The organism is Bradyrhizobium sp. HKCCYLS3013 (genome assembly GCF_051167615.1).
Taxonomy (GTDB): domain Bacteria; phylum Pseudomonadota; class Alphaproteobacteria; order Rhizobiales; family Xanthobacteraceae; genus Bradyrhizobium.
Genome location: NZ_JBNPTK010000007.1, coordinates 183,587 through 206,273, shown reverse-complemented (window position 1 = coordinate 206,273; position 22,687 = coordinate 183,587). Strand labels below are relative to the sequence as shown.

At 65.3% G+C, this 22,687-nt stretch carries 17 protein-coding genes; 13 read left to right on the top strand and 4 right to left on the bottom strand.

Annotation, left to right across the window (positions count from 1 at the left end; genetic code table 11):
• Positions 1–7 precede the first annotated feature (7 nt).
• From ACQR1F_RS15545 to ACQR1F_RS15525, 5 genes are all read left to right on the top strand, one after another.
• Positions 8–1,060, top strand: a complete 1,053-nt coding sequence (locus ACQR1F_RS15545; protein WP_434913396.1) for an acyltransferase family protein — start codon at positions 8–10, stop codon at positions 1,058–1,060.
• A gap of 282 nt (positions 1,061–1,342) precedes the next feature.
• Positions 1,343–4,420, top strand: coding sequence for a DNA polymerase I (gene polA, locus ACQR1F_RS15540; protein ID WP_434913395.1), 3,078 nt, complete (start codon positions 1,343–1,345; stop codon positions 4,418–4,420).
• Positions 4,421–5,095: 675 nt separating this feature from the next.
• Positions 5,096–6,070, top strand: a complete 975-nt coding sequence (locus ACQR1F_RS15535; protein ID WP_316239658.1) for an IS110 family transposase — start codon at positions 5,096–5,098, stop codon at positions 6,068–6,070.
• 657 nt (positions 6,071–6,727) lie between these two features.
• On the top strand, positions 6,728–7,927 hold the full coding sequence (locus ACQR1F_RS15530; RefSeq protein WP_434838480.1) for a glycosyltransferase family 87 protein: 1,200 nt from the start codon (positions 6,728–6,730) through the stop codon (positions 7,925–7,927).
• 85 nt (positions 7,928–8,012) lie between these two features.
• Positions 8,013–8,648, top strand: a complete 636-nt coding sequence (locus tag ACQR1F_RS15525; protein ID WP_434913394.1) for a LysE family translocator — start codon at positions 8,013–8,015, stop codon at positions 8,646–8,648.
• Positions 8,649–8,790: 142 nt separating this feature from the next.
• Here the strand turns inward: ACQR1F_RS15525 and ACQR1F_RS15520 are convergent, their stop codons facing one another.
• Positions 8,791–9,417, bottom strand: coding sequence for a glutathione S-transferase family protein (locus tag ACQR1F_RS15520; protein WP_316183114.1), 627 nt, complete (start codon positions 9,415–9,417; stop codon positions 8,791–8,793).
• Positions 9,418–9,584: 167 nt separating this feature from the next.
• On the opposite strand from ACQR1F_RS15520, the gene pyrE reads away from it, so the two are divergent.
• Together pyrE and ACQR1F_RS15510 are read left to right on the top strand one after the other, a co-directional pair.
• A complete protein-coding gene (pyrE, locus tag ACQR1F_RS15515; RefSeq protein ID WP_316183115.1) occupies positions 9,585–10,142 on the top strand; it encodes an orotate phosphoribosyltransferase in 558 nt (185 codons plus the stop codon).
• Between the two features lie 188 nt (positions 10,143–10,330).
• Complete coding sequence (locus ACQR1F_RS15510) at positions 10,331–11,149, top strand: DUF2865 domain-containing protein (protein ID WP_434913451.1); 819 nt, start codon at positions 10,331–10,333, stop codon at positions 11,147–11,149.
• 129 nt (positions 11,150–11,278) lie between these two features.
• Here ACQR1F_RS15510 and ACQR1F_RS15505 read toward each other — a convergent pair whose 3' ends face one another.
• Complete coding sequence (locus ACQR1F_RS15505) at positions 11,279–11,710, bottom strand: hypothetical protein (RefSeq protein WP_315800497.1); 432 nt, start codon at positions 11,708–11,710, stop codon at positions 11,279–11,281.
• A gap of 177 nt (positions 11,711–11,887) precedes the next feature.
• On the opposite strand from ACQR1F_RS15505, the gene ACQR1F_RS15500 reads away from it, so the two are divergent.
• The 3 genes from ACQR1F_RS15500 (at position 11,888) to ACQR1F_RS15490 (ending at position 15,846) form a co-directional block, all read left to right on the top strand.
• A complete protein-coding gene (locus ACQR1F_RS15500) occupies positions 11,888–12,190 on the top strand; it encodes a GIY-YIG nuclease family protein (protein WP_434838479.1) in 303 nt (100 codons plus the stop codon).
• A 227-nt stretch (positions 12,191–12,417) separates the two neighbouring features.
• The gene (locus ACQR1F_RS15495; RefSeq protein WP_315800499.1) at positions 12,418–14,925 is read left to right on the top strand and encodes a glycogen/starch/alpha-glucan phosphorylase; all 2,508 of its coding nucleotides are present in this window, start codon (positions 12,418–12,420) and stop codon (positions 14,923–14,925) included.
• A gap of 105 nt (positions 14,926–15,030) precedes the next feature.
• The gene (locus ACQR1F_RS15490; protein WP_315800500.1) at positions 15,031–15,846 is read left to right on the top strand and encodes an acyl-CoA thioesterase; all 816 of its coding nucleotides are present in this window, start codon (positions 15,031–15,033) and stop codon (positions 15,844–15,846) included.
• Positions 15,847–16,098: 252 nt separating this feature from the next.
• Here the strand turns inward: ACQR1F_RS15490 and ACQR1F_RS15485 are convergent, their stop codons facing one another.
• Positions 16,099–17,712, bottom strand: a complete 1,614-nt coding sequence (locus tag ACQR1F_RS15485; protein ID WP_315800501.1) for a phosphoenolpyruvate carboxykinase — start codon at positions 17,710–17,712, stop codon at positions 16,099–16,101.
• A 682-nt stretch (positions 17,713–18,394) separates the two neighbouring features.
• Entirely contained in the window at positions 18,395–19,120 is a 726-nt protein-coding gene (locus tag ACQR1F_RS15480) for a HugZ family protein (RefSeq protein ID WP_434913450.1), read from the bottom strand.
• A gap of 217 nt (positions 19,121–19,337) precedes the next feature.
• Between ACQR1F_RS15480 and ACQR1F_RS15475 the strand changes: the two genes are divergently transcribed.
• From ACQR1F_RS15475 to ACQR1F_RS15465, 3 genes are all read left to right on the top strand, one after another.
• A complete protein-coding gene (locus ACQR1F_RS15475; protein WP_006611449.1) occupies positions 19,338–20,039 on the top strand; it encodes a response regulator transcription factor in 702 nt (233 codons plus the stop codon).
• A gap of 227 nt (positions 20,040–20,266) precedes the next feature.
• Positions 20,267–22,072 carry a sensor histidine kinase gene (locus ACQR1F_RS15470; protein ID WP_315800503.1) on the top strand — a complete coding sequence of 602 codons (1,806 nt, stop codon included), beginning with the start codon at positions 20,267–20,269 and terminating at the stop codon, positions 22,070–22,072.
• Positions 22,069–22,530 carry an HPr kinase/phosphorylase gene (locus ACQR1F_RS15465; RefSeq protein ID WP_315800504.1) on the top strand — a complete coding sequence of 154 codons (462 nt, stop codon included), beginning with the start codon at positions 22,069–22,071 and terminating at the stop codon, positions 22,528–22,530. Before ACQR1F_RS15470 ends, ACQR1F_RS15465 begins: the two co-directional genes overlap by 4 nt.
• Positions 22,531–22,687: the final 157 nt, after the last annotated feature.

Here is a 22,687-nt window from a genome sequence, read left to right as displayed (position 1 = left end):
GGACAGCATGACCGCGAATGGTACGCCGAAAACGGCCGGAACCGAGACGCGCATCGACTGGGTGGACTACGCCAAGGGTATCTGCATCATCATGGTGGTGATGATGCATTCGGTGCTGGGCGTCGAGCTCACCGCCGGCGAGACCGGCTTCATGCACGCCGTCGTCGCCTTCGCCAAGCCGTTCCGGATGCCCGACTTCTTCCTGATTTCCGGCCTGTTTCTGCCACTGGTCATCAACCGCGACTGGCGCACCTATCTCGACCGCAAGGTCGTGCATTTCGCCTATTTCTACGTGCTGTGGGTGACCATCCAGTTCGGCTTCAAGGCGCCCGGCTTCGCCGCCGCGTCCGGCTGGCCGCACGCCGGCTATATGTATCTGGAATCCTTCATCGAGCCGTTCGGCACGCTGTGGTTCATCTATCTGCTGCCGATCTTCTTCGTCGTCATCAAACTGACACGGAGGCTGCCGGCGCCGGTGATCTGGGGCATCGCGGCCGGCCTCGAAATGGCGCACATCGTTACCGGCTGGACCGTGATCGACGAATTCTGCGCCCGCTTCGTCTACATCTATTCGGGCTATCTGTTCGCGACCTACATCTTCGCAGTGTCGGACCGGGCCCGCGCGCAGCCCATGCTCGCGATCATCGGCCTGCTCGCCTGGGCTGTCATCAACCAGTCGCTGGTGAACCTCGGCGTCAGCGAGTGGCCGGCTGTCTCCCTCATGCTCGGCTATGCCGGCGCCGTCGCCATCATCATCGCCGGCACGCTGCTGGCGCGCGCGCAGCTCCTCAACGCATTGCGGTTCTGCGGCGAGCATTCGATCGTGATCTATCTCGCCTTCTTCCTGCCGATGGCGGCGACGCGTACGGTGCTGCTGAAGACCGGGATCCTCACGGACATCGGAACGATCTCGCTGCTCGTCACCATCGCCGGCGTGCTCGGCGCGCTCGCGATCTGGCGCCTCGCGCTGCGTACCGGCGCCCGCTTCCTGTTCGAACGCCCGATCGCGTTCTGGATCGCGCCGCCAAAGCCGAAGGCTGTGTTGCAGCCGGCGGAGTAGCCACATCCATGGTGTCGTCCCGGGCGAAGACCCGGGACCCATAACCGCCGTCCTCCATGTGAGGCACGCTGTGGCTCCAGCATGCCGCCTCATCACCGCCTGGGAGTGTAGGTCCCGGGTCGGCGCCCCGCCAGCGCTTCGCGCCGTCGGGGCTTGCCTGGGACGACAGCGGAGTTTTTGGCGCGAGCACGGCTCGCAGCCGGCGCCGATTTGCGTGGGGAACGCGCCGGATTCTGCCGTTCCGAGGGTGTCAATCCCGGCCAAATTCCCTACATTGCGGCCATGCCCAAAGCTCCCCAGAAAGCCGCCGCCACGCCCGCCGCCCCTGTGCCTGCCGCCGCCAAGAATTTGGCGAAGGGCGCGGCCAAAGGCGATCATGTGTTCCTGGTCGACGGCTCGTCCTACATCTTCCGCGCCTATCACGCGCTACCGCCGCTCAACCGCAAGTCCGACGGTCTGAATCTCAATGCCGTGCTCGGCTTCTGCAACATGCTGTGGAAGCTGCTGCGCGACATGCCCGAGACCGACCGGCCGACGCATCTGGCGATCGTGTTCGACAAGTCCGAGGTCACGTTCCGCAACAAGATCTATGCCGACTACAAGGCGCACCGGCCGCCGGCGCCCGACGACCTGATCCCGCAATTCGCGCTGATCCGCGAGGCGGTCCGCGCCTTCGACCTGCCGTGCCTGGAGCAGTCGGGCTTCGAGGCCGACGACCTGATCGCGACCTATGCGCGGCTCGCCTGCGAGCGCGGCGCCACCACCACCATCGTGTCCTCGGACAAGGACCTGATGCAGCTCGTCAACGACTGCGTCACGATGTACGACACGATGAAGGACCGACGCATCGGCGTCGCCGAGGTGATCGAGAAGTTCGGCGTGCCGCCGGAGAAGGTGGTCGAGGTGCAGGCGCTGGCCGGCGATTCCACCGACAACGTGCCGGGCGTGCCCGGCATCGGCATCAAGACCGCGGCGCAGTTGATCACCGACTATGGCGACCTCGAAGGCCTGCTGACGCGCGCGGGCGAGATCAAGCAGCCGAAGCGACGCGAGGCTTTGATCGAGAACGCCGAGAAGGCGCGGATCTCGCGCCAGCTGGTGCTGCTCGACGACAAGGTCGCGCTCGAGGTGCCGCTGGACGATCTGGCCGTCCACGAGCCCGATCCGCGCAAGCTGATCGCCTTCCTCAAGGCGATGGAGTTCTCGACGCTGACGCGACGCGTCGCGGAGTATTCGCAGATCGATCCGGCGGATGTGACGGCGGATGAGCAGTTGAAAAGTGGCGCAGGCACTGCTCCCTCCGTTCCCTCCCCCCTTGTGGGGGAGGGTCAGGGAGGGGGGCGCTCCACGAGCGGTCCCTCCGGAGCACCCCCCTCCCCAACCCTCCCCCACAAGGGGGGAGGGAGCCCCCGCACCGGAGATCCGCGGATAGACAAGTCCGCAATGAGCAAGGGCACTCCGGCTGGACTTGCCGAGTCCAGGGCCGAGGCGGCGAAGAGCGCGCGGATCGATCGCGACAAATATCAGACCGTGCGCAGCCTGCCTGAGCTGAACGACTGGCTGGCGCGCGTGCACGATCTCGGCCGTGTCACGATCGATGTGAAGGCCAGCTCGATCGACCCGATGCAGGCGAGCCTGTGCGGCCTTTCGCTGGCGCTGGCGCCGGGCGAGGCCTGCTACATCCCGCTGGCGCATCGCCAGGCCGGCGATGGCGGCGGGTTGTTCGATGCCGGGCTCGCGCCCGACCAGATCAAGGAGAGCGATGCGCTTGCGGCGCTGAAGCCGATCCTCGAATCGGCCGGGTTGCTGAAGATCGGCTACAACATCAAGTTCCTCGCCGTGCTGCTGGCGCAACACGGCATCATCCTTGCGAATGTCGACGACATCCTGCTGATGAGCTACGCGCTCGACGCCGGGCGCGGCTCGCACAAGCTCGACTCGCTGGCCGAGCACGTGCTCGCCCACGCCCTCCTCAGCGAGAGCGAGCTGATCGGCAGCGGCCGGAACAAGCTGACATTCGAGCAGGTCGCAATCGATCGCGCCACCGCGCATTCCGCGGAAGCCGCCGATGTCATCCATCGCGTCTGGCGCGTGCTGAAGCCGCGCCTCACGGCCGAGCGCATGATCGCCGTCTACGAGACCTTGGAGCGGCCGCTGGTCTCCGTGCTCGCACGCATGGAGCGGCGCGGCATCTCGATCGACCGGCAGGTGCTGTCGCGCCTCTCCGGCGACTTTGCCCAGACGGCGGCGCGCGTCGAGGCCGAGCTGCAGGAGCTGGCCGGCGAGCCGATCAATGTCGGTAGCCCCAAGCAGATCGGCGACATCCTGTTCGGCAAGATGGGGCTTTCGGGCGGCACCAAGACCAAGACCGGCGCCTGGTCGACATCCGCATCGATCCTCGATGACCTCGCCGAGCAAGGCAACGATTTCGCGCGCAAGATCCTGGAATGGCGCCAGGTCTCGAAGCTGAAATCGACCTACACCGATGCGCTGCCGACCTATGTCAACCCGCAGACGCATCGCGTGCACACCACCTATGCCCTGGCGGCGACCACGACGGGACGGCTGTCGTCGAACGAGCCGAACCTGCAGAACATCCCGGTCCGGACCGAGGACGGTCGCAAGATCCGCCGCGCCTTCATCGCCGCACCCGGCCACAAGCTGGTGTCGGCCGACTACTCGCAGATCGAGCTGCGGCTGCTGGCGGAGATCGCCGACATTCCCGTGCTGAAGCAGGCGTTCAAGGACGGGCTCGACATCCACGCGATGACGGCCTCGGAAATGTTCGGCGTGCCGATCAAGGACATGCCGAGCGAAGTCCGCCGCCGGGCCAAGGCGATCAATTTCGGCATCATCTACGGCATCTCCGCCTTCGGCCTCGCCAACCAGCTCGGCATCGCCCGCGAGGAGGCTTCGGCCTACATCAAGCGCTATTTCGAGCGCTTCCCCGGCATCCGCGACTATATGGACGAGACCCGCGAGTTCTGCCGCAAGAACGGCTATGTCGTCACGCTGTTCGGCCGCAAGTGCCATTACCCGGAGATCAAGGCGTCGAACGCCTCGGTCCGCGCCTTCAACGAGCGCGCCGCGATCAACGCGCGGCTGCAGGGCACGGCTGCGGACATCATCCGCCGCGCCATGACGCGGGTGGAAGAGGCGCTGGCGCAAAAGAAGCTGTCGGCTCAGATGCTGCTGCAGGTGCATGACGAATTGATCTTCGAGGTCCCGGACGACGAGGTCGCGGCAACTCTGCCGGTCGTGCAGCACGTCATGCAGGACGCGCCGTTCCCGGCCGTGCTGCTGTCGGTCCCGCTGCACGTCGACGCACGCGCGGCTGATAATTGGGACGAGGCGCATTGAGCTGATAACACGGCGCCCTCCTGCATCATCGACGGTTGGTGGAGGCCTCGCTGTATCGCCGCCCCCTTCTGTCGTCCCGGCCTTGAGCCGGGATCCATACCCCCAGGGAATGGTTTGAGGCGCACTGGTCATTGGCCCTTTGCCCGACACGACCGCCGCGGCGTATGGGTCCCGGATCGGCGCCGTGCCGCGCTGGCGCGCGTCACGGCTTGTCCGGGACGACAGCGGGGCGAGAAGACGCATTCACGTTTCAAACAACTGACGACAGAATAAGGACAAGGATTTGCATTCTCGCGGCACATCGTGCCCGAGGCTTGCGATCAGTCGGCCCTTTTGCAACGGCGCAAAGGGCGCAGGGAAGGCCGGGCCCCGACTGAGGCCCGTGGCCCGCCTGCGAAAAAAATGCAGGCGGCAGGTACCACAGGTTCAGCCGGACAGACCCGGCCCTCCCTGCGCGATGGGTTGAACGTCTGCTCCGCGCTCTTGTGTGTTCGAAACCTGCCAGAATGTGCGAACGGGCGGTTCTGACCAACCGCCCGTCGCTGGATCTGAGCCCGATCGTGCTCAAAGGCCCTAGAGCCTGTCGGGGAGCGTGGGACAGGTCCGGTGTCTTCCTTCAACCCGAACAGTTGCACGGGCTTCGAGCCCGCACCTTGCAAGGAAGGGAGCTGGATGATGGCACAGAATGATCTCGTTGTCGCGGGTGTCGATGTCGCCAAGGATAAGGTCGATGCTTGTACCCGAGCGCCCGGGTCCAAGCAGATGTTTGAAAGGACGAAGGAAGGCCAGCGCGACTTCGTGGCGTGGCTGCGCCGGCACGGCGTCACCAAGGTCGTGATGGAGGCCAGCGGCGGCTACGAGCGGGAGTGGGCCAAACTGGTGCGAGCCGCCAAGATCGACGTTCGTATCGTCGATCCAAAGCGGGTGCGGAGCTTCGCTCAATCGGCCGGGCGCCTGGCCAAGAACGACAGTATCGATGCGGACACGATCGCCTGGTTCGCCGAGACCTTCAACGAAGCTGCGGTGCAAGCCTACGATGCCGCCCGAGAGAAGCTTCAGCAGATGGTCAATGTGCGCCAAGCGACGAAAGATATGCTGGTCAGACTGAAGAACCAGGGCGAGCATAAATTGCCTGTAGAAGTACAGCGTCTGCATACGCGCATCGCCAAGGCGATCAGCGCCGAGCTGGCCGAGCTCGAGGCAGAGATCTCCGCCCTGATCGAAAGCACGCCGCATTTTGCGGAGCTCGCCGAGATCATCGAAAGCGTTCCGGGCATCGGCCGCACGACGTGTGCTACGCTGATAGCAACCATGCCGGAGCTCGGCCAGACCAGCGACAAAGCCGTCGCGGCGCTGCTGGGTGTTGCGCCGTACGATGATGACAGTGGCCGGCGTCGCGGGGATCGGCACGTCAAGGGCGGACGCCGCAGAACTCGCAACACATTCTACATGGCCTGCGTGGGCGCCGCGACGCGGTGCAATCCAGTCCTGAAGGCCTTCTACGAGCGCCTGCTCGCCCAAGGTAAGTTGAAGAAGGTCGCGCTGACCGCCTGCATGCGCAAGCTGATCTGCATTCTCAACGTCATGGTCAAACGCCGCCAAAAGTGGAATCCGGCGCTCCACGTTGTGAACGGGTCGAGCGCCTCATAGCCGCTCGGGCTCCGCCCGAGCGCACGCCAAGCCAACAGACCGGCGAGCGGACGGGGTCAAGGCCGTCAGCCGCCGAAGGCGGTGGCGCGCCTTCGCGCCAGCCTTGAGGCCGGCCGATCACCGGTCTACAAAAAAGACAGTTGCTCCCCGGGGACCGGCTTGTTTGCCCCCGTCACCAGCGCGACACGTGATGTCACGCAGGCTTGGCGCCAGCTTCGGGGCGCCAGGACCACACGGCTTGAACGTCCGCGAGCTGCCAATCGTCCAGCGCATCAGCACCTGACAGGCCCGCGGCCACCGCTCCCCGCCTCTACGTATCGTGACGACGCGTACGCCCCTCTGCATGAGGACGGGATGCACGGATCAAACCATGATTTCGGAAAAATAGCAACAAGAAAGTTTTGGGGCGAGAACGTTGCTTGATGCGGCGGCGACGCCGGCCCCCAACCGAGGTCACTCGGCCCCCGCGGCGATTTTACCTGTCGTTAGGCACGATGAGATCGCGCCTGGTCATCCGGACGGCCGGTAACACGGCGTGCAGCGTGCCCTGGCAGAGTTGGAGGGGCACCGCGTGCGCGTGATCGCGTGACGGCATCGACCAACCCTACGCCACGACTGCGCCGATGGCGCCGAACACCCTGGCCTCGACAGGCTCCCATGACCGCGATCTCATCCGCAGCCCACCCCGAGATGCGCGACCGGCGCGCGCTGCTGATCGTGCTGGTCGCGCTCGTGCTCTACAATGGCGCCTATCTCGTCAGCTGGGCGCTGTCCTCGCCGCAGCCGGCGTTCGGTGACTTCTTCGGCCTGTGGTCGTTCGGCAAGTATGCCGCGCTGTCTGGCGCCGGCATCTACGATCCTGTCGCGCTCGCGCGCTACCAGCAGACGCTGGATCCCGCCCTCGGCGGCGGCGGATTTCCCTATCCTTACCCGCCGACCTTCCTGCTGGCGTTGATCCCACTGGGGATGCTGGCGCTGCCTGTCGCCTATGTCTCTTGGATCTCGGTGACGTTCGCGCTGCATGGCCTGGCGACGCTCGGCCGCGACTGGCGCTCGCTGTCGGGCCTTGCGCTGCTCGCCGCGCCGACGACGCTGATCAACGCGATCACCGGCCAGAACGGTTTTCTCTCGGCGGCCTTGCTGATCGGCGGACTGCGCCTGCTCGCGCGCCATCCCGTCATTGCCGGCGTCCTGCTCGGCCTGCTCGCCTACAAGCCGCAATTCGTGCTGTTGATGCCGGTCGTGCTGCTGGCGTCGCGCAACTGGCGCGCCATCCTGTCGGCCATCGCCACGACCGTGATCGTCGCGGTCGTTACCAGCGCTGCGCTCGATCCGTGGATCTGGCTCGAATGGATCGTGAAGTTTCCGAGCTATCAGGCGCAATTGCAGGCCAACCAGCCCAGCCTCGATCACATGATGCCGACGGTCATCGCGGGCCTGCACACGCTCGGCGCGCCGCCGCCGATCGGCTACCTGGTTCAGCTGCTGTTGTCCTGCTCCATCGTCGTGATGGTCTGGGATGCGTGGCGACGCGGCTCAACGCAGCAGGCGATCGCGCTGGTCGCGGTCGGCAGCATCATCGCCACGCCCTATGCGATGATCTATGACATGCCGATGGTGGCGGCGGGGATCGCGATCCACTGGAAGGCGCGGAGCGACGCCGGAGAGCCGATCGCGCCGCTGGAGATCGGCGTGGTGATCGCGCTGGGGGCCTGCCTGCTCGCCATGATCGGGCACTCCGTGCCGCTCGCGGCGGCCATTCTGCTGGTGCTGCTGGCATTGAGCATCGCCGGTGTGTTCGACCGCTCCGGCAGACGGCTGCCGGCGCTGAACGCCGCGCCGCCGCCGGCGGGCTGATTGCTCTCGGTGCAATCGATCGGATGACGATGCGTGATCGTCCGCGCTAAAGCAGGCGGCAGAGATCCCGATCATCGAGCCAGTCATGCCGCACACATCGTCCCTGCTCGCCTTCGCGCTCGTCTCGCTCGGCATGGTGCTGACGCCCGGGCCGAACATGATCTATCTGATCTCGCGCTCGATCACGCAGGGCCACGCCGCCGGCCTGATCTCGCTCGGCGGCGTCGCCACAGGCTTTCTGGCCTACATGCTGGCCGCGGCGTTCGGCATCACGGCGCTGCTGTTTGCCGTGCCGTTCGCCTATGACGCGCTGCGCCTCGCCGGCGCGGCCTACCTGCTTTATCTGTCCTGGCAGGCGGTGAAGCCGGGCGGACGCTCGCCATTCCAGGTGAGGAAGCTCGCCATCGACAGCCCGCGTCGGCTGTTCCTGATGGGGCTCGCCACCAACCTGCTGAACCCGAAGATCGCGATGCTGTATCTGGCGCTGCTGCCGCAGTTCATCGATCCCGCCGTCGGCAGCGTGCTGACGCAGTCGGTGGTGCTGGGCGCGATCCAGATCGTGATCAGCGTCAGCGTCAACGCCATGATCGCCATGGCGGCGGGATCGATCGCGCTGTTCCTGGCGACACGGCCGAGCTGGGCGCTGGTACAGCGCTATCTGATGGGCACGGTGCTCGCGGGACTTGCGGTGCGCATGGCGCTGGAGGCGCGACGGGGGTGAGGCTCGACCCGGCTCTCGGAAGTCTCCGTCAAACCGATACTGCCTGTGTGGCTCCCTCTCCCCCGCCCTCCCCCCGCAGGCGGGAGAGGGAGCGCACCGCCGATGTGGAAAATGCGGCGCCTTTCGTCGACGGAGGCGGTTCTCAATCCAGCTTCGCCTCCATGCCGCGCTTCACGGCGGGGCGGGCCATCAGGGTATCGTACCAGCGCTTGACGTGGGGGAAGTCGGCCAGATCGACCTTGTGGCGCGGGTGGCGCCAGGCCCAGCCGAGAATGGCGAAGTCGGCGATCGAGAGCGCGCCTGCGACGAACTCGTGCTGCGCCAGCCGGCGGTCGAGCACGCCATAGAGCCGGACCGTCTCGGCCATGTAGCGCTTGAGGCCGTAGGCGCGGTCCTGTTCGTCGGTCAGCGCGATGAAATGGTGCACCTGGCCGGGCATCGGGCCGAAACCGCCCATCTGCCACATCAGCCATTCATAGACCGGGATCCGCTCGGCGACGGATCTCGGCAGGAACTGGCCGGTCTTCTCGGCCAGATAGAGCAGGATGGCGCCGGACTCGAACACGCTGACCGGCTTGCCATCCGGGCCGTCGGGATCGACGATCGCCGGGATCTTGTTGTTGGGGCTGATCGCCAGGAACTCCGGCGCCATCTGGGCGCCCTTGGTGATGTCCACCGGAATGACGCGGTAGGGCAGCGCCATCTCCTCCAGCGCGACCGAGATTTTGCGCCCGTTCGGGGTGTTCCAGGTGTACAGCTCGATCGTCATACGGGCATCCTTCCCAATCGTCCTTGCTTGGTCGCGGGCTCCCATTAGCTCGAAACTGCATCCGGCTTCAAACGTAGCGTTGTTGATGGGACATCGTGGCGGCTGGTCTCCGCCGCCCGCCCCCGATAGATTGCGCCACCCAAGAATCCACCCTCAGGGGAAACGCCGTGTCCAAATCCGCCTCCCGCGCCCGCCTCCTCGAGATCATCCGCAGGCGCTCGTTCGGCCGTGGCGAGATCACGCTGGCCTCCGGCCGCAAGAGCGACTTCTATTTCAACCTGAAGCCGACCATGATGGACCCGGAGGGCGCCACGTTGCTCGCCGAGCTCACCTATGAGGCGCTGAAGGACGAAGGCTTCGATTATATCGGCGGCCTGGAGATGGGCGCGGTGCCGCTGGCCGGCGCCATCGCCCAGATCTCCTGGATCAAGGGCCATCCGATCGCGGCCTTCTTCGTGCGCAAGAAGCCGAAGGAGCACGGCGCCAGGCTGGCGATCGAGGGCCTCGCCCGGGACGAGACCCTGGCGGGCAAACGCATCGTCGTGGTCGAGGACGTCACCACCACCGGCGGCTCGGCGATGAAGGCGGTGGAAGCCCTGCGCGAGGCCGGCGCCGAAGTGGCGCTGGTGTTCACCATGGTCGATCGCGAGGAAGGCGCCGCCGAGACCTTCGCCCAGGCCGGCCTGCCGTTCCAGGCGCTCTACAAGGCGCGCGAATTCCTCTGAGGCGCCTGGCGCGCGGCGCAATTCGCCGTCCGCGCATACCGCTCATTTACCAACGCCCGTTAAGGTTACCGCAAAGCTGATGACGCCGTGCCTTGGGCATGGCGCGTTCGATCGCACATGATCGGGCGACATGGGTTGCCGCGTCACGGCGTGGCTTTGCGGTGAAGATCCTGGCGATGGAGCGGGCGTTGCGTAGCGTGTTGTCGTTTCGGCGGAGGATCCGCCACGTCGCTGTCGCGGCGACGGTCGGCCTCGTCGCGGCCGGCGCGCTGGCGCCGCGGATGGCGTCGGCCCAGGGCCTGTTCGACTTCCTGTTCGGCGGCTTCAACAAGCCGCAATCGGAGCGGCCGGCGCAGGGCAGCTCCTTCTCCGATCCGTTCGGAACCAATCCGCAAGGCTCGCCGCAGCCGCGCGTGGCGTCTGGATCAGGCGCGGCGTTCTGCGTGCGCACCTGTGACGGCCGCTATTTTCCGCTGACGCGCGGCCTCGCCTCGCCGGCGCAGATGTGCCAGGCGTTCTGCCCGGCGAGCCCGACCAGGATCTATTACGGCTCCAACATCGACTACGCGACCGCCAGCAATGGCGAGCGCTATGCCGACAGCGAGACCGCGTTCGCCTATCGGCAGGCGCTGCGCGCCGACTGCACCTGCAACGGCCGCGATCCGGCCGGGCTGGCGCCGGTCGACCTGTCGCTCGACACCTCGCTGCGTCCCGGCGACGTGGTCGCCACCAGCGACGGCCTCGTCGCCTATTCGGGCACGCGCGGCAGCGGCGGCCAGCCGGCCGACTTCAAGCCGGTCGCCTCCTATCCCGGGCTGACCTCGGACACGCGGGCCAAGCTGAGCGAGATGAAGGTGGCGCCGGTGCGCGCCGAGATGCTGGCGGCCGATGCGCTCGCCGCCATGCCGCCGCCCGAGGCCAATGCCGGCAATGTCAGCGTCGCGCCGCCGATGGCAATCGCGCCGAAGCCGGCCGCGGGCCGCGCCAAGCGCGCGGATGTGGATTGAATTTTAGTCCTCGTCATTGCGAGCGCAGCGCAGCAATCCAGAGTCTCGCACTCCACCCTGGATGCTTCCGCCTTCGCCCTGCGGGCTTCGGCGGACACGTCGCTGCGCTCGCAATGACGGAACGCTGACCTAGCGTCCCACGATCACGCCGATGACGTTCGGCGCTTCCAGGTACTTTTCCTCGATCGCCGCCCGCGCGGCGGCGCGGTTGTCCGGCGTCAGCAGGCCGCGCTTCTCGGCGAGGATCATCCAGCAGAAGCCCCACCAGTCCGACAGCATGCCTTCGTCGTCGACCAGGTCGTAGCCTTGCTCGGCGGCAAAGATGCGCGCCCGCGCCTCGTCGAGGCCATCGAGGAAGGTGTGGTCGGTGGCCGAGAACAGGTCGTCGGAAATGTCGTCGGTGGTGTAGCCCCAGACCGACATGCACACCGCGTTGAACGCGCGGTCGATCTGGTCGTCGTCGACGGCCCGCCGCCGCGCGGTCTTGTGCAGCCGCGTCAGACTGCGCGCGAAGTCGGCAATGCGGGTCAGGGCCAGAGGATCGAAGGCGATATTGGACATGGGTGTCCTCGCGGGATGCACTGATGCCGGGGGCTGGCGGATCGAATCGCTGTAGGGATAACGATCGCTTGCTAAATTGTTCTTAATTTGTTCTATTTGAAAAAGGAAGTCAATTGTCGTCGTCCCGGCCCCGAGCCGGGACCCAGACCCACCGCAGCCGATTGTTTGGCACGCGCTATGAGCACTGAGGCCGCATGGACGGTCTACATTCTTGCCAGTGGCCACCACGGCACGCTGTACATCGGGGTGACCAACGATGTCAGGAAGCGCCTTGAAGACCACCGTGCCGGGCGAGGGTCCAAGTTCGTCAGCAGGTACAAGGTTTTTCGGCTTGTCTATGTCGAACGTTTCGCGCGCCCGCTAGAGGCGATCGCCCGCGAGAAGCAGCTCAAGAATTGGCATCGCGACTGGAAGGTCGAGCTGATTGAGACGGACAACCCTGATTGGAGTGACTTGTCGGGCCTGATCGTAGGCCGGTGAGTCTGGATCCCGGCTTTCGCCGGGATTGACGACGGTCGAGAGACCTCGATCCATCTCTCCCACGCACCCGCAGCAACAGCCTTCCGCGTTCCCTGCCCGGAACCCGGCCTGAACTTTGCATCATTTTCCATCACCTTGCTGTGCGGACCAGCCTTTCCCCGGGTTTCGGACCGCGCGCAACCATCGTATGCTTTTACCGGTTCCTCGTAGCATCACAGGTTTCCAAGGTGACAGATCAGCCGTCCCAGCGCAGCTTCGTAAGCACCGGCCAGCCCGTCGACGAATTGGCGGTCGCTGAGATCAAGAGCGACATCCTGGCCAAGCTTCGCCTCGCCATCGGCAAGGAGGCGAGCCAGGCGACGCAACAGGACTGGTATCACGCCGCGGCGCTGACCTTGCGCGACCGCATCGTGCATCGCTGGCTGACCGCGGACAAGGAGAGCTACGATGCCGGGCGCAAGCGGGTCTATTATCTCAGCCTCGAATTCCTGATCGGCCGTCTGTTCACCGACGCGCTCAACAACATGGGCCTGATGAAGGTGTTCGAGACCGCGCTCGGCGATCTCGGCGTCGGCCTGATGGACCTGCGCAAATGCGAGCCGGATGCCGCGCTCGGCAATGGCGGCCTGGGACGACTGGCGGCCTGCTTCATGGAAAGCATGTCGACGTTGCAGATCCCGGCGATCGGCTACGGCATCCGCTATGATTTCGGCCTGTTCCGCCAGGTCATCGTCGACGGCTGGCAGCACGAATATCCCGACGTCTGGCTGTCGTTCGGCAATCCCTGGGAGTTCCAGCGCCCCGAGGTGGTCTATCACGTCCATTTCGGCGGCGGCGTCGAGCATGTCGACGACAAGGGCCGCGACCGCGCGATCTGGCATCCCGGCGAAACCGTGCAGGCGGTCGCCTATGACACGCCGATCGTCGGCTGGCGCGGCCAGCATGTGAATGCGCTCAGGCTGTGGTCGGCGCGCTCGCCCGATCCGCTGAAGCTCGACGTGTTCAACTCCGGCGACTATCTCGGCGCCTCCGCCGAAGAGGCGCGCGCCGAGGCGATCTGCAAGTTCCTGTATCCGAACGACGAGAGCCCGGCGGGCCGCGAGCTGCGGCTGCGCCAGGAATACTTTTTCGTCTCGGCCTCGCTGCAGGACCTCGTCAAGCGCCATCTCGGCTCCGACGGCCAGCTGCGCAGCCTGGCGCAGAAGGCCGCGGTGCAGCTCAACGACACGCATCCTTCGCTCGCGGTCGCCGAGCTGATGCGGATCCTGGTCGACCTGCACAATTTCCGCTGGGACGAGGCCTGGAAGATTACCATCGCGACCTTGTCCTACACCAACCACACGCTGCTGCCGGAGGCACTCGAGACCTGGCCGGTCGAGCTGTTCGAGCGGCTGCTGCCGCGGCATCTCGAGATCATCTACCGCATCAATGCGCAGCATCTCGCGCTCGCCGAGCAGCGCGCACCGGGTGACATCGACTACCGCGCCTCGGTGTCCCTGATCGACGAGAAGAGCGGCCGCCGCGTGCGCATGGGCCAGCTCGCCTTCGTCGGCTCGCACCGCATCAACGGCGTCTCGGCGATGCATTCCGACCTGATGAAGGAGACCGTGTTCCACGATCTCAATCATCTCTATCCCGGCCGCATCACCAACAAGACCAACGGCATCACCTTCCGCCGCTGGCTGACCCTGGCCAATCCCAAGCTGACGAACCTGTTGTGCGAGGCCTGCGGCGACGCCGTCGTCGACGATCCGACCTTGCTCTCGAGCCTCGAGAGCTACGTGGCCGACGCCGGCTTCCACCAGAAGTTCCGCAGCGTGAAGCACCACAACAAGGTGCTGCTGGCGCGCCTGATCGGCGAGCGCATGAACGTGCGCCTCGATCCGGGCGCGCTGTTCGACGTGCAGATCAAGCGCATTCACGAATACAAGCGCCAGCTCCTGAACATCCTGGAAGCGGTCGCCCTGTACCAGGACATGAAAGATGATCCGCAGCGCGACTGGGTTCCGCGGGTGAAGATCTTCGCCGGCAAGGCGGCGGCGAGCTACCGCTACGCCAAGCTGATCATCAAGCTGATCAACGACGTCGCCGAGGTCGTCAACAACGATCCCGCGATCGGCGGCAAGCTGAAGGTCGTGTTCATGGCGGACTACAATGTCAGCCTGGCCGAAGCGATCATTCCCGCGGCGGATCTCTCCGAGCAGATCTCGACCGCCGGCATGGAGGCCTCCGGCACCGGCAACATGAAGCTGGCGCTGAACGGCGCGCTTACCATCGGCACGCTGGACGGCGCCAATATCGAGATCCGTGACAATGTCGGCGCCGACAACATCGCGATCTTCGGCATGGAGGCCGACGAGGTCATGCTCCGCCGCAAGCAGGGGCTGGACGCGACCGACGTGATCCACCGGTCACCGCGGCTGGCGCGCGCGATCGATGCGATCGCGACCGGCGCGTTCTCGCCGGACGAGCCCGGCCGGTTCGAGCCCATCGCACATGCGCTGCGCCATCTCGACCACTACATGGTCTCGGCCGATTTCGATTCCTACTACGAGGCCCAGCGCGGCATCGATGCACGCTGGCAGACCGTGCCGGCCTGGACCCGCGCCTCGATCCTCAACGTCGCGCGCATGGCGTGGTTCTCCTCCGACCGCACCATCCGCGAATATGCCGACGATATCTGGAACGTGCCGGTCGGCCCGGTGATGGCACCGGTGCACGCGCAGCGGGCGTGACGGGCCCTTCCCCTCGCCTTCAGCAATGACCCATGACGTCATTGCAGAGGCGTTCCATTGCGTTTCACCTGACGGCCATCATACGATGACCGTCAGGAGGAATGCATGACCGAACCGCCAGTTCACCTGTTCGACGAGGCCACCCGCGTCACCGCCGGCGACAGCCGCTGGCAGGGAAGGACCAGCCCGGACTACTGGGCTTTCGTCGGCCCGTTCGGCGGCGTCACGGCGGCGACCGTGCTGCGCGCCTTGATCCAGCATCCGCAAATCGCCGGCGATCCGCTGGCGCTGACGGTCAACTACTGCGCGCCGATCGCGGAAGGGCCGTTCGATCTCGACGTCCGGCTGGTGAAGGCCAACCGCTCCTCGCAGCATTGGTGCGTCGAGCTGAGCCAGGGCGATGCCGACGCGGCCACGCTGGCGACCGCTGTCTTCGCCGAGCGCCGGCCATCGTGGTCGCACCAGCCGGCCGTCAAGCCCGACGCGCCGCCGTTCGATCAGGTCAGGCGCTATCCTGATGCGGGAATGTCCTGGACCAAGCAGTACGACTTCCGCTTCGTGGAGGGACGGCCGGAGTTCGGCAGTCGTTCAGACGAACCGCGCAGCGCCTATTCGCGGCTGTGGATCTCCGACCGCAAGCCGCGCAAGCTGGATTGCCTGTCGCTGCTGTCGATGTCGGACGCCTTCTTCGGCCGCGCGTTCCATGTCCGTGGCGAGTTGATTCCGTTCGGCACGGTGTCGCTGACCACCTACTTCCACGTCAGCCGCGAGGAACTGGCCGCCGAGGACATCACGCATGTGCTCGCGACCGCAGACGCCAAGGTGTTCAACCGCAGCTACCAGGACCAGCATGGCGAGCTGTGGTCGCCGTCCGGCCGGCTGCTCGCGACGACGACGCAGATCGCGTATTTCAAGGCGTGAGCCTGGACGCCGGCAAAATGAACGGTGTCGTCCCGGCCTTGAGCCGGGACCCATAACCACCGTCGGCAATTTGGCGAAGGCTGGAGCGGCCAGCATGCCGCATCACACCGCCCTGTGGTTATGGGTCCCGGCGTTCGCCGGGACGACAGCGGTGGATGGGGCTTGAGTTCGCCCCTCTCGTGCATCAGCAGAGGGAGCGGGAAAATAGTAAGAGCCAGCCGCAATGCGGCTGGCCCATTTGCGTTTGCAGCCCTACTCCGCAGCCAGCTTCAGATCCGGCGCCGCAGCGCGGACGTCGGCGTCAACCTGGGCTTCGAACTTGGCAAAATTCTTCTGGAACATGCCGACCAGCGCGCGCGCAGTCTTGTCGAACTCGGCCTTGTCCTTCCAGGTGTTGACCGGGTCGAGAATCTCGCTCGGCACGCCCGGCAGCGCGGTCGGCACCGCGAAGCCGAAATATTTGTCGGTGCGGAACTCGACGTTGCGCAAGGAGCCGTCGAGTGCCGCCGTCAGCAGCGCACGCGTCACCTTGATGGGCATGCGCGAGCCCGTGCCGTACTTGCCGCCGGTCCAGCCGGTGTTGACCAGCCAGCAGTCGACATTGTGCTCGGCGATCAGCTGCCGCAGCATGTTGCCGTAGACCGACGGATCGAGCGGCAGGAACGGCGAGCCGAAGCAGGTCGAGAACTCCGGCTGCGGCTCGTTGCCGAGGCCGCGCTCGGTGCCGGCGACCTTGGCGGTGTAGCCGGACAGGAAGTGGTACATCGCCTGCGCCGGCGACAGCTTTGCGATCGGCGGCAGCACGCCGAAGGCGTCGGCGGCGAGCATCACGACGTTCTTCGGATGCGGCGCACGGCCCGTGCGCGAAGCGTTCGGAATGAAGTCGAGCGGATAGGCGGAGCGGGTGTTCTCGGTCTTGGAGCCGTCGTCGAAATCGGGGACGCGGTTGTCCTCGTCGAGCACCACGTTCTCGAGCACGGCGCCGAAACGGGTCGACGCCGCGAAGATCTGCGGCTCGGCTTCCTTCGACAGCTTGATGCACTTGGCGTAGCAGCCGCCCTCGAAGTTGAACACGCCGGACGGGCCCCAGCCGTGCTCGTCGTCGCCTATCAGGGTGCGGTTCGGATCGGCCGACAGCGTGGTCTTGCCGGTGCCGGACAGGCCGAAGAAGATCGCGGTGTCGCCCTTCGGCCCGACATTGGCCGAGCAGTGCATCGGCATCACGCCGCGCGCGGGCAGATAGTAGTTGAGCGTCGTGAACACGCTCTTCTTCATCTCGCCGGCATAATAAGACCCGCCGATCAGGACGATCTTGCGGGCGAAATCGATCGCGACGACGTTCTGCGAGCGCACGCCGTGACGTTTCGGGTCGGCGCGGAAGCTCGGCATGTCGATGATCGTGAGCTCCGGCACGAAGGTGTCGAGCTCGATCTTTTCGGGGCGGATCAGAAGCGTGCGGATGAAAAGCGAGTGCCAGGCGAGCTCGGTGAAAACGCGCGTCTTGATGCGGAAGGTGGGGTCGGCGCCGCCATAGAGATCCTGCGCGAACAGGGTCTTGCCTTCGGCGTGCTTGATGAAATCCTGATGCAGCGCCTCGAACTGCTCGGGCGTGATCGCCTGGTTGCCCGCCCACCACATTTTTTCGGTGGAGGCGTCGCGCACCGTGAACTTGTCCTTCGGGCTGCGACCGGTGAACTCGCCAGTATCCGCGCAAAGCGCCCCGTCGGCCGACAGCACCGCCTCGCCCGCCGCCAGCGAATACTGATAGAGCTGGGGAGCGCCGAGATTCCAGTGCACCTGCTTGAGGTTCTTTAAGCCGAACTTGTCGGCACCGAAGGCGCCGTTGCGAATACCCGTCTCTTGCACGAAGATCCCTCCTGAGAGCCCGCGTCTGTTGCGCGCAGTCGCGCGCGTTGCGCGGTGACCGTTGCCGTTACATCGCCTTATCGAAGCGCGGTCGCCGACCTAATACTGATCAACGCTGGTCTTGCCAAGACGATCCGGCCTAATTGGTTATTGGCAATTCGTGATGCACGTAGCTCATCTTTTGCCGCGTCATGCACATTCCAGCAGCAGCCACCCCGCGCTGCGCTGAGATGCTGCAACGCAACAGATATATCAGCGCGGTTGGGTTTCACAAGGAACGATGAACGACGCTCGAATCGACGGATTCGCGCAGGCAAACGAAGACCAAGCGACGACCGAGCATCCGGCAGCGGCTCTCGCAGCGCCTCGCGGAAACCGATCAAGGGAGGCCGCCCGAGCCGACGGAATGTGCCGGTGATCGGCCGTGTCGTCGCCACACCCGATCAGCCAGCTTCCCTTCACGATGGCCTCGCGCCTGCGGGATCACATCGTCCGATTCTCCCGGCCGCGACGTCAACGAGCTCACTCGCGCCCACGCCACGAAGTTTGCGCGACGCTCACCCCTCTGCAGGACAGGGAGCGCGCACATCGAGATTCACCACAAGCTGCCTTCATGCGTGAACTTCGCCGTCTTCCGTCACGGGAGATGAGCACAGTCATCAAAGTGGGCTCGAACTACACCTCACTTCGCGCGGGCCTCGTCAGCAAGCCGCACCAGCATCTTGCGCAACGCCCCGGGCGTGGTCACGCGCTCGGGAAACTCGAGCCGCAGCGTCCTGCCGTCGGCCATCAGATCCAATCCCTCCGGGTCACAGCCGCTACACCGCCACTCCGCTGCTTCGGCGCCGAGCAGCTTCGTCGCGTAGAGGGCGAGCGCCTCGCGGTGATCTTCGTTCATGTGATCGACGGCGCCCTGCTCTGCCAGAATCAGTTCGTCAGCAACGGATATATCCGTGAGAAACTGCTCCGGCTTGAGATCGACGATGCGGCCGAATCCGGCGACGAGATGCGCGCCTGACGGACGAATCACGAAGAACGAGAAGTCGGCGAATTCAGCATAGTCCGCAGCGGACGGATGCGCATTGAGATACCGACGGCGCAGCACCTCGCGATTGTCGTCGGCGGCCTGCTCGGCCTTGCCCGACAGCATGATGCGAGATCCCTCGAGCGGATCGCCCGGCGCGCGTTCATCGAGCATCAGCGACACGCGCGAATCGGCAATTAGATTTCTGGTGTGCACAGCTAATCGCGAAATCAGGATGATCGGAGCACCATCGGACGCGGTGGCGACGTTGACGAGGGAGCAGTAGGGATCGCCAGAACCAACCATCAAGGTCGCAAGGGCGCCCTGCCGGCTTCGGCGCAGCAGGGAATGCGTGACGCGGTTAGGGTTAAAGCTCGCAGACATCGTCTTTCCCTCGTCCATCCAGTTGCAATGAAGGCCTTTTTTCGGCTAAACGGGCCACAAACCTGGGCACGGCACAAGACTTTGCCATGGTATTTGTGGAACTCGGTCACACTTCAGCCCAGCTTGCATTGCTCGTTGACCATGTTCGAAGCCCAAATACGCGGCCCTTATCTTGATTCTCGAAGTCTCGGCGTAACCAGACTCTGAAAGCAGGCTCATGCCCACAATCGCCTTGGTCGATGACGACCGCAACATTCTGACATCCGTCTCCATCGCGCTCGAGGCCGAGGGTTATCGGATCATGACCTATACCGATGGTGCGTCGGCGCTCGACGGTTTTCGGACCAGCCAGCCTGATCTCGCCATCCTCGACATCAAGATGCCGCGCATGGACGGCATGGAGACCCTGCGGCGGCTGCGCCAGAAGTCCGACCTGCCGGTGATCTTCCTCACCTCCAAGGACGAGGAGATCGACGAGCTGTTCGGCCTGAAGATGGGCGCGGACGACTTCATCCGCAAACCGTTCTCGCAGCGCCTCCTGGTGGAGCGCGTCAAGGCCGTGCTGCGCCGCTCGCAGCCCAAGGATCCGACGGCGCTGCCGAAGGAGAACGACGCCAAGGCGCTCGATCGCGGCCTGCTGCGCATGGATCCGGAGCGCCACACCTGCACCTGGAAGAACGAGCCGGTTACGCTGACCGTCACCGAGTTCCTGATCCTGCAGGCGCTGGCGCAGCGTCCGGGCGTGGTCAAGAGCCGCAATGCGCTGATGGACGCGGCCTATGACGACCAGGTCTATGTCGACGACCGCACCATCGACAGCCACATCAAGCGGCTGCGCAAGAAATTCAAGATGGTCGACGAGGAGTTCGAGATGATCGAGACCCTCTACGGCGTCGGCTATCGCTTCAAGGAAACCTGATGCCAAGGCCTGAAGCAGGGACCTGAAGCATTGCCTTGCGCGACGTCATGCGAAATTGCGCGCTGACGTCGCGGTCTGGATTGGGATAGGCTACGCCTCCTGCGCGTTTATCCGGGCGCAGATGCCGGAACGGGGCCATTGTTGCGGCGAATTCGGGTGCGGCAAGTCGAGTTCTCACGGGAATTCGCCGCACAACCCCTACGAAATTCGGAATCGGAGCACTCACATTGCTCGATCGCACGCAGCTTGACCCAGCAGTGAATGGCCACGACGCCGCGGCGACGATCGCGTCCGACGCGGCGGAGGAGACCCCGAGGGTCTCCGGCTGGCAGCGTCCGCTGAGCTGGCTGCGCCGCGCCGGACAGTTCCTGTTCGCGCTGTCGTTCTCGAGCCTCACCCGCCGCATCGTCTCGCTGAACATCGCCGGCTTGCTCGCACTGGTTGCAAGCATTCTGTATCTGTCGCAGTTCCGCGCCGGCCTGATCGACGCGCGCGCGCAGAGTCTGCTGGTGCAGGCCGAGATCATCGCCGGCGCCATCGCCGCCTCGGCAACCGTGCAGACCAACACCATCACCATCGACCCCGAGCGCCTGCTCGATCTCAAGCCGGGCGAGAGCTACGGCGCGCCGGACGAATATTCGCCGCTCGATTTCCCGATCAATCCGGAACGCGTCGCGCCGGTGCTGCGCACGCTGATCTCGCCGACCAAGACGCGCGCGCGCATCTACGATCCGAATGGCGGGCTGCTGCTCGACAGCCGCAATCTGGAGAACGTGCTGCGGTTCGACCTGCCGCCGCCGTCGAGCGAGAAGCCCGGCTTCGTCGAGCGCGCGCTGATCTCGGTGCGCACCTGGCTCAATCGCGGCGACCTGCCGCTGTACCGCGAATACGGCCCCGAGAACGGCAACGGCTACGAGGAAGTCGCCGACGCGCTGAAGGGCCAGAAGCGCAGCATGGTCAGGGTCAACTCGCGCGGTGAAGTGATCGTCTCGGTCGCGGTGTCGGTGCAGCGCTCGCGCACCATCCACGGCGCCCTGATGCTGTCGACGCAGGGCGACGACATCGACCAGATGGTCACCGCCGAGCGGCTTGCCATTCTGAAGGTCGGCGGCGTTGCCTCCGCGGTGATGATCGTGCTGTCGCTCTTGCTCGCCAGCACCATCGCAGGTCCGGTGCGCCGGCTCGCCGACAGCGCCGAGCGGGTCCGCCGCCGCATCAAGACCCGCGTCGAGATCCCCGACTTCACCCGCCGCCGCGACGAGATCGGCCATCTCTCCGGCGCGCTGCGCGACATGACGGACGCGCTCTACAACCGCATCGAGGCGATCGAGATGTTCGCCGCCGACGTCGCCCACGAGCTCAAGAACCCGCTGACCTCGCTGCGCTCGGCGGTCGAGACCCTGCCGCTGGCGCGCAACGACAACAGCCGCGCCCGCCTGCTGGCCGTGATCGAGCATGACGTGAAGCGGCTCGACCGGCTGATCTCCGACATTTCCGACGCCAGCCGGCTCGATGCCGAGCTGCAACGCCAGGACATGACCCTGGTCGATCTGCGCCGCCTGCTGAACACGCTGACCTCGGTCGCCAACGAGACCAAGCTCGGCACCGACGTCACCGTCGAGGTCCGCTTCGAGGGCCGCGGCGCCAACGACACCTTCTCGGTGCCTGGTCATGATTCGCGGCTCGGCCAGGTGATCTCCAACCTTCTGTCGAATGCGCAATCGTTCTCCGCCGCCGGCGGCAAGGTGCGCATCACCTGCCGGCGCGTGCGCTCGGAGATCGAGATCACCGTCGACGATGACGGTCCCGGCATTCGCGAGGACGCCCTGCAGCGCATCTTCGAGCGGTTCTATACGGACCGGCCGCACCAGGGCTTCGGCCAGAATTCCGGCCTGGGCCTGTCGATCTCCAAGCAGATCATCGACGCTCATGGCGGGCGGATCTGGGCCGAGAACCGGCCCGGCCCTGTCGACGCCGACGGACATCCGACCTCGGCCGGGGCTCGCTTCATCGTCCGGCTGCCGGCGTCGTGACGAACGAAACGGCGAGCATCCATGCATCTGCCGTCCAGGTGGGGGAGCAGGCCGTCCTGATCCGGGGTCCCTCCGGTTCCGGCAAATCCCGACTCGCCTTCGATCTGATCCTCGCCGGACGCGCGGGGCAGCTGCCGCCAACGGTTCTGGTGGGCGACGACCGTGTTCATCTCGCCACACGCAGCGGGGAAATGTGGGTGAGCCCCGCGCCCGCCCTGGCCGGGCTGATCGAGATCCGCGGCCTTGGAATCCGCGCCTGCGACCATGTGTCGGAGGCGAAACTTGGGCTTGTGGTTGACCTGATGGCCGAGGACGCTGCCCGCCTGCCGAACGCCGAATCGCTTCGGATTCACCTCAACGGTATCGAATTGCCACGGATACCCGTGGGGCCGGGTTTTTCACCCTTCCCGATGGTTGTGGCGGCACTTATTACCACCCAGACTTTCATGTTCCGGTAATCTTTCGGCCGATTGTGTGGAGCAAATTGGTAACCATATCAGCCCCACTATCGCGACCGATTAGACCGCCGCCAGCTCCCATTCTGTATGCCAGAATCCGGGAGACTCGCGAATATGCCCCCTTGCGCGAGGGCTCCGGATGGTCAAAGTGGCGCGT

Bases quoted from the DNA above. Each gene is read 5' to 3' on its own strand.
- ACQR1F_RS15520 (WP_316183114.1), bottom strand. From the start codon at position 9,417: ATGACGATCGAGCTGTACACCTGGAACACCCCGAACGGGCGCAAAATC.
- ACQR1F_RS15505 (WP_315800497.1), bottom strand. From the start codon at position 11,710: ATGTCCAATATCGCCTTCGATCCTCTGGCCCTGACCCGCATTGCCGAC.
- ACQR1F_RS15530 (WP_434838480.1), top strand. From the start codon at position 6,728: ATGACCGCGATCTCATCCGCAGCCCACCCCGAGATGCGCGACCGGCGC.
- ACQR1F_RS15475 (WP_006611449.1), top strand. From the start codon at position 19,338: ATGCCCACAATCGCCTTGGTCGATGACGACCGCAACATTCTGACATCC.
- ACQR1F_RS15535 (WP_316239658.1), top strand. From the start codon at position 5,096: ATGGCACAGAATGATCTCGTTGTCGCGGGTGTCGATGTCGCCAAGGAT.
- ACQR1F_RS15490 (WP_315800500.1), top strand. From the start codon at position 15,031: ATGACCGAACCGCCAGTTCACCTGTTCGACGAGGCCACCCGCGTCACC.
- ACQR1F_RS15545 (WP_434913396.1), top strand. From the start codon at position 8: ATGACCGCGAATGGTACGCCGAAAACGGCCGGAACCGAGACGCGCATC.
- ACQR1F_RS15525 (WP_434913394.1), top strand. From the start codon at position 8,013: ATGCCGCACACATCGTCCCTGCTCGCCTTCGCGCTCGTCTCGCTCGGC.
- ACQR1F_RS15500 (WP_434838479.1), top strand. From the start codon at position 11,888: ATGAGCACTGAGGCCGCATGGACGGTCTACATTCTTGCCAGTGGCCAC.
- polA (WP_434913395.1), top strand. From the start codon at position 1,343: ATGCCCAAAGCTCCCCAGAAAGCCGCCGCCACGCCCGCCGCCCCTGTG.
- ACQR1F_RS15480 (WP_434913450.1), bottom strand. From the start codon at position 19,120: ATGTCTGCGAGCTTTAACCCTAACCGCGTCACGCATTCCCTGCTGCGC.